The organism is Mycobacterium sp. 1165178.9, assembly GCF_001673555.1.
Lineage (GTDB): Bacteria > Actinomycetota > Actinomycetes > Mycobacteriales > Mycobacteriaceae > Mycobacterium.
In genome coordinates this window covers 1-7,790 of the sequence record NZ_LZMB01000330.1, presented here as the reverse complement: position 1 = coordinate 7,790, position 7,790 = coordinate 1, and the positions used below count along the sequence as shown (strand labels likewise).

General features: G+C 64.5%; 10 protein-coding genes. 2 read left to right on the top strand and 8 right to left on the bottom strand.

Translation table 11 applies throughout. The features are described from left to right. The 3 genes from dusB to A5652_RS14460 form a co-directional block, all read right to left on the bottom strand. Positions 1–937, bottom strand: a 937-nt coding sequence (gene dusB, locus A5652_RS14470) for a tRNA dihydrouridine synthase DusB (RefSeq protein WP_232001194.1), incomplete at its 3' end; no start/stop codon positions are given. A gap of 55 nt (positions 938–992) precedes the next feature. After that, entirely contained in the window at positions 993–2,015 is a 1,023-nt protein-coding gene (locus tag A5652_RS14465) for an acyl-ACP desaturase (RefSeq protein ID WP_067352349.1), read from the bottom strand. A gap of 167 nt (positions 2,016–2,182) precedes the next feature. After that, on the bottom strand, positions 2,183–2,797 hold the full coding sequence (locus A5652_RS14460; RefSeq protein ID WP_156745343.1) for a TetR/AcrR family transcriptional regulator: 615 nt from the start codon (positions 2,795–2,797) through the stop codon (positions 2,183–2,185). A 68-nt stretch (positions 2,798–2,865) separates the two neighbouring features. On the opposite strand from A5652_RS14460, the gene A5652_RS14455 reads away from it, so the two are divergent. Next, positions 2,866–3,894, top strand: a complete 1,029-nt coding sequence (locus A5652_RS14455) for an oxygenase MpaB family protein (RefSeq protein ID WP_067352346.1) — start codon at positions 2,866–2,868, stop codon at positions 3,892–3,894. A 21-nt stretch (positions 3,895–3,915) separates the two neighbouring features. Here A5652_RS14455 and A5652_RS14450 read toward each other — a convergent pair whose 3' ends face one another. From A5652_RS14450 to A5652_RS14440, 3 genes are read right to left on the bottom strand one after another with little or no spacing between them, the layout of a single operon-like run. Further along, on the bottom strand, positions 3,916–4,119 hold the full coding sequence (locus A5652_RS14450) for a zinc transporter Slc39a7 (RefSeq protein ID WP_067352342.1): 204 nt from the start codon (positions 4,117–4,119) through the stop codon (positions 3,916–3,918). Positions 4,120–4,151: 32 nt separating this feature from the next. After that, a complete protein-coding gene (locus A5652_RS14445; protein WP_156745342.1) occupies positions 4,152–4,565 on the bottom strand; it encodes a metalloregulator ArsR/SmtB family transcription factor in 414 nt (137 codons plus the stop codon). A gap of 44 nt (positions 4,566–4,609) precedes the next feature. Then, on the bottom strand, positions 4,610–5,107 hold the full coding sequence (locus A5652_RS14440; protein WP_067352338.1) for a nucleoside deaminase: 498 nt from the start codon (positions 5,105–5,107) through the stop codon (positions 4,610–4,612). A gap of 122 nt (positions 5,108–5,229) precedes the next feature. Here A5652_RS14440 and A5652_RS14435 point away from each other — a divergent pair, with 122 nt between their 5' ends. Then, positions 5,230–6,129, top strand: coding sequence for a class I SAM-dependent methyltransferase (locus tag A5652_RS14435; protein WP_067352334.1), 900 nt, complete (start codon positions 5,230–5,232; stop codon positions 6,127–6,129). Between the two features lie 356 nt (positions 6,130–6,485). Here the strand turns inward: A5652_RS14435 and A5652_RS14430 are convergent, their stop codons facing one another. Together A5652_RS14430 and A5652_RS14425 are read right to left on the bottom strand one after the other, a co-directional pair. Continuing rightward, positions 6,486–7,211: a TIGR03943 family protein gene (locus A5652_RS14430; RefSeq protein WP_067352332.1), complete on the bottom strand. Its 726-nt coding sequence runs from the start codon at positions 7,209–7,211 to the stop codon at positions 6,486–6,488. Then, a partial coding sequence (locus tag A5652_RS14425; RefSeq protein ID WP_197513958.1) for a permease occupies positions 7,212–7,790 on the bottom strand: 579 nt, incomplete at its 5' end. It abuts the gene before it with no gap.

Sequence of the window (7,790 nt, the reverse complement as noted above, 5' to 3'; positions counted from 1 at the left end):
CCAGCCGGTCGAGCAGGTAGTCCAGTTCCTCAAGCGTCTTGACCATCGCCAGCGCCCGGCGTAACTCGGAGCCGGCCGGAAAACCGTGCAGGTACCAGCCGATGTGCTTGCGGATGTCCCGCATGCCCTTGTCCTCACCGAAGTGCGCGGCCAGCAGCTGCCCGTGCCGTCGGACGATGTCGGCGACCTCGCCCAGCGTCGGGGGCGTGGGCGGCGGGCTGCCGGTGAAGGCGGCCGACAGCTCGGCGAACAGCCAGGGCCGGCCCAGGCAGCCGCGGCCGATGACGACGCCGTCGCATCCGGTGGTGGCCATCATGGTCAGCGCGTCACTGGCGTCATAGATGTCGCCGTTGCCGAGCACCGGGATGGTCCGCACCTGCTGTTTGAGCCGGGCGATCGCTTCCCAGTCGGCGGTGCCGGAGTAGCGCTGCGCGGCCGTACGGGCATGCAGCGCGACGGCGGCGGCACCTTCGGCTTCGGCGATACGGCCGGCATCGAGATGTGTGTGGTGCTCGTCGTCGATGCCGATGCGGAACTTGACGGTGACCGGTATCTGGGTGCCCTCGGTGCCGCGCACCGCCGCGGCGACGATCTGACCGAAGAGTCGCCGTTTGTACGGCAGCGCCGATCCGCCGCCGCGCTTGGTCACCTTGGGCACCGGGCAGCCGAAATTCATGTCGATGTGATCGGCCAGGCCCTCGTCGGCGATCATCTTGGCGGCCGCGTAGGTGGTCGCTGGGTCGACGGTGTAGAGCTGCAGCGAACGCGGCGACTCGTCCGGGGCGAACGTGGTCATGTGCAGGGTGGCTGGATGACGCTCGACAAGCGCACGCGCCGTTACCATCTCGCAGACGTAGAGCCCGCTGACGGTGCCGACCTTGGCTTGCTCCAGTTCACGGCACAGCGTCCGGAATGCGACGTTTGTCACGCCCGCCATCGGTGCCAGGACCACCGGGCTGGCGAGCGCGATGGAACCGATGCGCACCGCTTGGTTACCGCCGGCTCATGGTCAGCGTGCCGGCGGTTTGATGCAGCTCGAACGCGGTGGTCTTCTTGCCGGTGCGGGCTTCCCGGTCGAGCTGACGCTGCTTCGAGATCTCGAACTTCTCGCAGGTTTGCTCGAGTTCCTTGATCAGCAGCGCGAGATCGTCGCGCATGGCGGCCGCCTCACCGGTGAAGTCCTCGCGCTCGAAGATGCGCCATTTCTTCAGCACCGGCATGACCACGTCGTCGAGGTGGATGCGCGGGTCGTACACGCCGCCCACGGCGATGACGACGGCCTTGCGGCGGAACTCGGGCACCTGGTAGCCCGGCATCTGGAAATTGCGCAGCACCTTGTGCAGCGACTTCATCGCCTGGTTGGGCGCGGCCGCGAACCCGGCCTCGCTGACGTCGCGGTAGAAGATCATGTGCAGGTTCTCGTCGGCCGAGATCTTGGCCAGCAACTGGTCGGCGATCGTCTCATTGCAGGCCTTACCGGTGTTGCGGTGCGAGATCCGGGTGGCCAGCTCCTGGAACGTGACATAGATGACCGAGTCGAACAGGCTCTCGGCGAAGAGGTCGGCTCGAATCTGCTGATTCTGGCCAGGACTGAAGCCCCGGTTCACCACCTCGATGCGCAGCTTCTCCAGCTCGACCGGGTCGACCGCGCGGGTCACCACCAGGTAATCGCGCAGCGCGATGCCATGCCGGTTCTCCTCGGCGGTCCAGCGGTTGACCCACTGTCCCCACGCGCCATCCATGCCGAAGTTCATAGCGATCTCGCGGTGATACGACGGCAGGTTGTCCTCGGTCATCAGGTTCTGCACCATCGCCACCTGGGCGACGTCAGACAGCTGTGACTGACCCGGCTCCCAGGCCTGTCCGCCCAGCGCGTAGTAGTTCTTGCCATCCGACCACGGGATGTAGTCGTGCGGGTTCCAATTCTTGTGCATGCTCTCGTGCCGATTCAGGTACCTCTCGACGAACGGCTCGAGTTCGTGCAGCAGCTGTAAGTCGGTCAGCCCGGCTGACATACGGCCTCCAGTTATCTGTGTCGATGGGTAGCAGTCAATATATCTGTGTACTTGAGTAGCATCAAGTTCCTCGTCGGCGCGTCAGATAACGGTTTTATGCCGGTTGTCGAGCGTGGCAGGTTGCCTACCTGTACGGCTTGCCGATGGCGCGCGATCGAAAACGCACGTTACTGCGACTTGCCGAGCTCGCCCGCCGGGACGTACGGCGCGGCGGTGATGTACAGCATGTTGATGCAGTAATCGATGAACTGTTGGCGAGTCGCGCCCAGCTGTCCGTGCAGGTAGGCGGTGAATAGCCCCGACAACCCGCCGATCAGGCTGGTGGCGATCATCTTCTGCAGTACGGCGTCGCCGATCCGGGACAGCTTGCGCTGCAGCAGCTCGATGAAATTGGGCATCCACTCCGCGCCAGAGCGGGTCAGAACGGGCTCCACCGTCGGTGCCAGCAACAGCACGCGTCCACGGACCGGGTCGTCGACCATCAGCTCGACGAACCGCTCGACGGCCTCGCGCGGGGTCGTCGCCGACGTCAGGGCGTTCATCGCTCGCGTGCAGACATCGTCGTAGACCGCGCGCACGAATTCGTCACGGTCGGCGAAACTTTCGTAGAAGTAGCGTTCGGTCAGCGCGGCCTCACGGCAGACCGCGCGCACGGTCAGGGCCGGTCCGCCGGCACTGCCGAGTAACTGCACGCCGGCATTGATGAGGTTGTCACGGCGGAGCGCGAGGCGACTCTCCAAGGGGACGCCGGTCCAGCGTCCCCGTCGTTGACCCGTCTGCACATCGCTCCTAAGCTCTAGATTGACAACGGTTGTAGTCAAAATTTTACGATACCCACAGGGATCTAATAGTGACTCAAGATACGTCCGCATCGGGGCCACCGACCAGCGGTGAAGAGGCGCGCGACGCATCCGGCGACGTAGCTCACGGCTGCCCGGTGTCGACGATGGGCTACGAGGCACCTCCGACTCCGCTCGGTCCCGGTTCGCTGACCTGGAGGTACTTCGGCGACTGGCGCGGCATACTGCAGGGCCCGTTTGCTGGATCCATGCAAAACATGCACCCGCAGTTGGGCGCGGCCGTCGAGCAACACTCGACATTTCTTCGAGAGCCATTGCCGCGGGTGATGCGGTCGCTGTACCCGATCGGCGGTGTGGTCTTCGACGGTGACCGCGCCCCGATGACCGCCGCTGAGGTACGCGACTACCACATCGACATCAAGGGCGTCGACGACCAGGGTCGTCGCTACCACGCGCTGAACCCCGACGTGTTCTATTGGGCGCACAGCACCTTCTTCGTCGGCACGATCCACGTGGCCGAACGCTTCGGCAGTGGTCTGACCGAAGCGCAAAAACGGCAATTGTTCGATGAACACATCCAGTGGTATCGGATGTACGGCATGAGCATGCGGCCCGTGCCTAAGACCTGGGAGGAGTTCCAGGACTACTGGGACCACATGTGCCGCAACGTGTTAGAGGACAACTTCGCCACGCGAGCCGTGCTCGATCTGACCAGATATGACAAACCGCCCGTCGCCCCCTGGCTTCCGGATTGGCTGTGGGCGACCCTGACGAAGTCGTTCGCGTCGTTCTTCGTCTGGCTGACGGTCGGTCTGTATCACCCCGCCGTCCGCGAACGGTTGGGCTATCAGTGGTCGCCCCGCGACGAGTGGCTGCACCGGCGCTTTGGCAATCTGGTGCGGACGGTCTTCGCCTTCGTGCCGCCCAGGTACCGGAAGCATCCGCGGGCCCGCGCCGGCCTGGATCGCGCCTCCGGGCGAATCCCAGTCGATGCACCGCTGCCGCAGACCCCGGCACGCAACCTGCCGCCCGAAGACGAGCGCGGCGACCCAAAGCACTACTGCCCGATGGTCTCCTGAGTCGCCGAAGCCCCGCTCGCGCTATGCGTGGTGGTGACCGTGAACCTCCTCCAGGCCCGCCTGATGCACGTGCTGATGGGTATGTTCGGTCCCGTCCTCGTGAGAGTGCGAGTGTTCGTGCTCCACATGGTCGTGCTCGTGGGACGTGTGCGGATGGGCATGCGTCACGTCGCCGTGCTCGTGTTCGTGCGCGTGTGGCGTGTCGTGGGTGTGCTGTTCGCTCACTGGTGTTCTCTCCTTTGTGAAATACCTTGTGGCTATTGCTCGCTCAGCGTGCTGCGCTGCCGGTTCGGTCGGCGAGACGACCGGCCGACTGCCTTCAGCCCACTGTCGCCGCGGTGGTGACCGGGCACACCCGGGCCGGCGTGCTCGGCGTTGAAAACCGCGTCGATGACGAGCTGGCGGACGTGATCGTTCTCCAGGCTGTAAAAGATCGTCGTGCCCTCCCGGCGGGTGCGAACCAGCCGCGCCATCCGCAACTTCGCGAGGTGCTGGGAAACCGACGGCGCCGGTTTGCCCACGTGCTCGGCGAGTTCGTTGACCGCCATCTCGCGGTCGGTCAATGTCCAGAGCACCTGCACGCGAGTGGCATCGGCCAGCATCCGGAACACCTCGACCACCAGGTTGGCCTGGTCGTCGGGCAGCCGGCCTTTGCTGTTATCTGCATGCATACGCAAATACTAGCGAAAAGCGGTTCTGCCGCCAAGGACGCAGTTCAGCCCGGCGGAACGACCGTCAACCGGCGGCCACCGTTGCGCTCGTTCCACAGCCGGTAGACCTCCACAGCGCCATCTCTGGGGTCGTAGCGCATCGGCAGGCGTCGCTGGTCCCATTCCTTCGCGAATTCGTCGTAGAAGGTGGACAACTCGAAGTACTTGCGGTCATCCAGGTAGTACCGCTCGTAACTGTCCCGGGTGGTCAGGAAGACGACCTCCTTGGGTGAGCAGTAATACAGCGAGCCCAGGCACATCGGGCACGGGTGGGCCAGCACATAGATGGTGGCATCGACGAGGTGCTCGGTGCCCAGCTTCATGCAGGCCTCGCGGATCGCCAGGATCTCGGCGTGGGCGGTGGGATCGTTCGTCTGGGCAACCTTGTTTGCGCTTTCAGCCAGCACCCCGCCGTCCTGGACGATCACCGTCGCGAACGGGCGGCCGCCCTCGGTCACGTTGCGGCGAGCCAGATCGATCGTCCGCTGTGCGAAATCGGTCATCGGGGTCCTCCGGCGTGGAACGGGCAGCAGATAACCCGGAGAGTAGTCCCGGGCACCGGGATGCGACCTTGTGATACTAACTAGGTTATCTATGTTTTTCGGACCCGGTTTTAGGGGGCACCATGGCGCGCACCGAACGTGATCGCTGGGATCTCGCCACGAGTGTCGGGGCGACGGCGACCATGGTGGCTGCCCAGCGGGCACTGTCGTCCGAGGCGAAGCTGATCGACGACCCGTTTGCCGCTCCGTTGGTGCGCGCGGTCGGGATCGACGTATACGTCAGGCTGGTGAACGGCGAAATCGCGGCGGGCGAGAACACGGAGTTCGATCCGCAGCGAATGGCGCGGGGGATGGCCTGCCGAACCCGGTTCTACGATCAGTTCTTTCTCGACGCGACCCGCAGCGGCATCGGCCAGGTGGTGATCCTCGCGTCGGGCCTCGATTCGCGCGCCTACCGGCTGGCTTGGCCGGCTGGGACGGTCGTCTACGAGGTCGACATGCCCGAGGTGATCGAGTTCAAGACCCTGACACTGGGCGACCTCGGAGCCGAGCCCACCGCCGAGCGGCGCACCGTTGCCATCGACCTGCGCGACGATTGGGCCTCGGCCCTGCAGACGGCCGGGTTCGATGCGCAGGCCCCCTCGGCCTGGAGCGCCGAAGGCTTGCTGGTCTACCTGCCGGACGAAGCCCAGGACGCGCTGTTCGACAACATCACGGATCTGAGTGCGCTCGGCAGCCGTCTCGCCTTCGAATTCGTCCCTGACACAGCCGTTTTCGCCGACCCACGCTGGCGCGCGCATCACGACCGGATGAGTGAACTCGGGTTCGAGATCGACTTCAACGATCTCGTCTATCACGGGCAGCGCAGCCACATCGTCGACCACCTGAGCCAGCGCGGCTGGCAGACCACGTCCACGACTGTTGCCGAGCTGCACGCGGCCAATGGATTCGTCTACGCCGACGACGACGTCGCCGCGGCCTTCGCCGACGTCACCTACAGCAGCGCCGTGCTCGGGCGATGAGCCGACATGGAACGACGCCGGTGCGTTGTAGTGCCCCCACTAGGACTCGAACCTAGGACCTGCGGATTAAAAGCCGAAAATTTCAATGGTCCTCGGTTGTTATCGCAATCCTTGTGAAGGAACGGTTTTCGATGTTCCGGACGACGTCAACGGTTGTGCGTAATTCTCGTAGCTTCGCGATCATAGACGGTGAATAAGCGATGACGGCGAAAGAGCCGGACTGTTGGTGCTGCCCGGCGCAATCGCATGCTCGATGACGAGAATCTGCTCGTGCTGTGCGCGGAGTGCAACGCAGGCGAGGGCCGGGAAACTCGCGCACAAAACGGATTCCGATGAGTTACCTGAACTGGGCTACATCAACGGGGGTAGTCGTACGGGTTGGCCGGGGTATCGATGCGCGTGACCTTGGTGGCTTCCAGCGTCGGAATCATGCGGTAATTCGGTTGCCCGGTGAGGGGTATGACTTGGCCCTCGGCCCGAAGCCAGGTGTTGTCAGGCAGGCCGGCGGCGTATTGGGCGGCCGGGCCACGCAGATGGATTCGGGCCAGCTGGGCGTCGGCGGCGCAACAGTAAATGACGATGCGACCAAGATCCACGCCCTGGGCCTCGTTAAGGACGAAGCCGGTCACGGTGATCGATCGATGAGTCAACGAGCCGGTGGAGTCCTGCACCTCGCGCCTTAATACTTCTGGGAGCGGCACTTCAGGGGCATTGCCCGACGGTAGCGGAGCAAAGGGAAACCGATTCAGAACAACGTGCGACCCGGTCGGCACAGACGGGGCAGCGGCTGAGGGCCGCAGCGCCGGCGGCGCCACGACCATCAAGACCAAGATAGGAACGACGAGCAGCCACACGCCTGTGCGATGGGAGTCTGTCTCGCTGTGATCACTGGGTCGCGGTCCTCCGCGCCGGATATCGCCGATGATCGCTACTAGCGCTAACGCAATCAGCAGCAGCGCGGATGCGGCCAGCCACGGCAGTAGTCCCGGCTTGACGTAGCGGGTGAACGCGCCCGACACGGTGATCACGGCGATGCTAATGCCTACCAGCAAAAGAACTATGTTCTCTGTTTCGCGGTTCACTTACCGACCACCGAGAAGGACAAGTCCGACAGCGCACGCGCTCGCCGTTGCAACCAGCAACGTGGCGGGGGAAAAGCGGGCCGCGAAGGCGCGGCCGAACATGCCCGCCTGCATCGCAAACAGTTTCACATCGACGGCCGGCCCCACGACCAGGAACACCAGCCGCGGGAGCAGCGGCACCATGGTCATGCTGGAGGCGACGAACGCGTCGGCCTCCGAACACAGTGCCAGGACCACCGCCAGGGCGGCCATCACCACCACACCAAGGATCAGGTGTGCCGCCAGATGTTCGAAGACCCACCGCGGCACCAGCACGTGAAGCATCGCGGCCGCGGCGGCACCCAATACCAAATACGATGCGGCTTGCAGGAAGTCGTGGCGGGCCGCTTCCGTGAACGCCACCCAACGTGACTGGGTCTGAACGCCTGAAGCGGGTAGCCGGCGGGTGATCCACTCTGGGCGGCCCCAACGTGACCATGCCCAGCCCATGATCACCGCAGTCAGCAAGGACGCCCCCAGCCGCGCAAAGACCATCCTGGGCGCGCCGGGAAACGCCACCGCGGTGGCCACTAGTACCAC

Bases quoted from the DNA above. Each gene is read 5' to 3' on its own strand.
- A5652_RS14465 (WP_067352349.1), bottom strand. From the start codon at position 2,015: ATGTCAGCCGGGCTGACCGACTTACAGCTGCTGCACGAACTCGAGCCG.
- A5652_RS14445 (WP_156745342.1), bottom strand. From the start codon at position 4,565: ATGCATGCAGATAACAGCAAAGGCCGGCTGCCCGACGACCAGGCCAAC.
- A5652_RS14440 (WP_067352338.1), bottom strand. From the start codon at position 5,107: ATGACCGATTTCGCACAGCGGACGATCGATCTGGCTCGCCGCAACGTG.
- A5652_RS14435 (WP_067352334.1), top strand. From the start codon at position 5,230: ATGGCGCGCACCGAACGTGATCGCTGGGATCTCGCCACGAGTGTCGGG.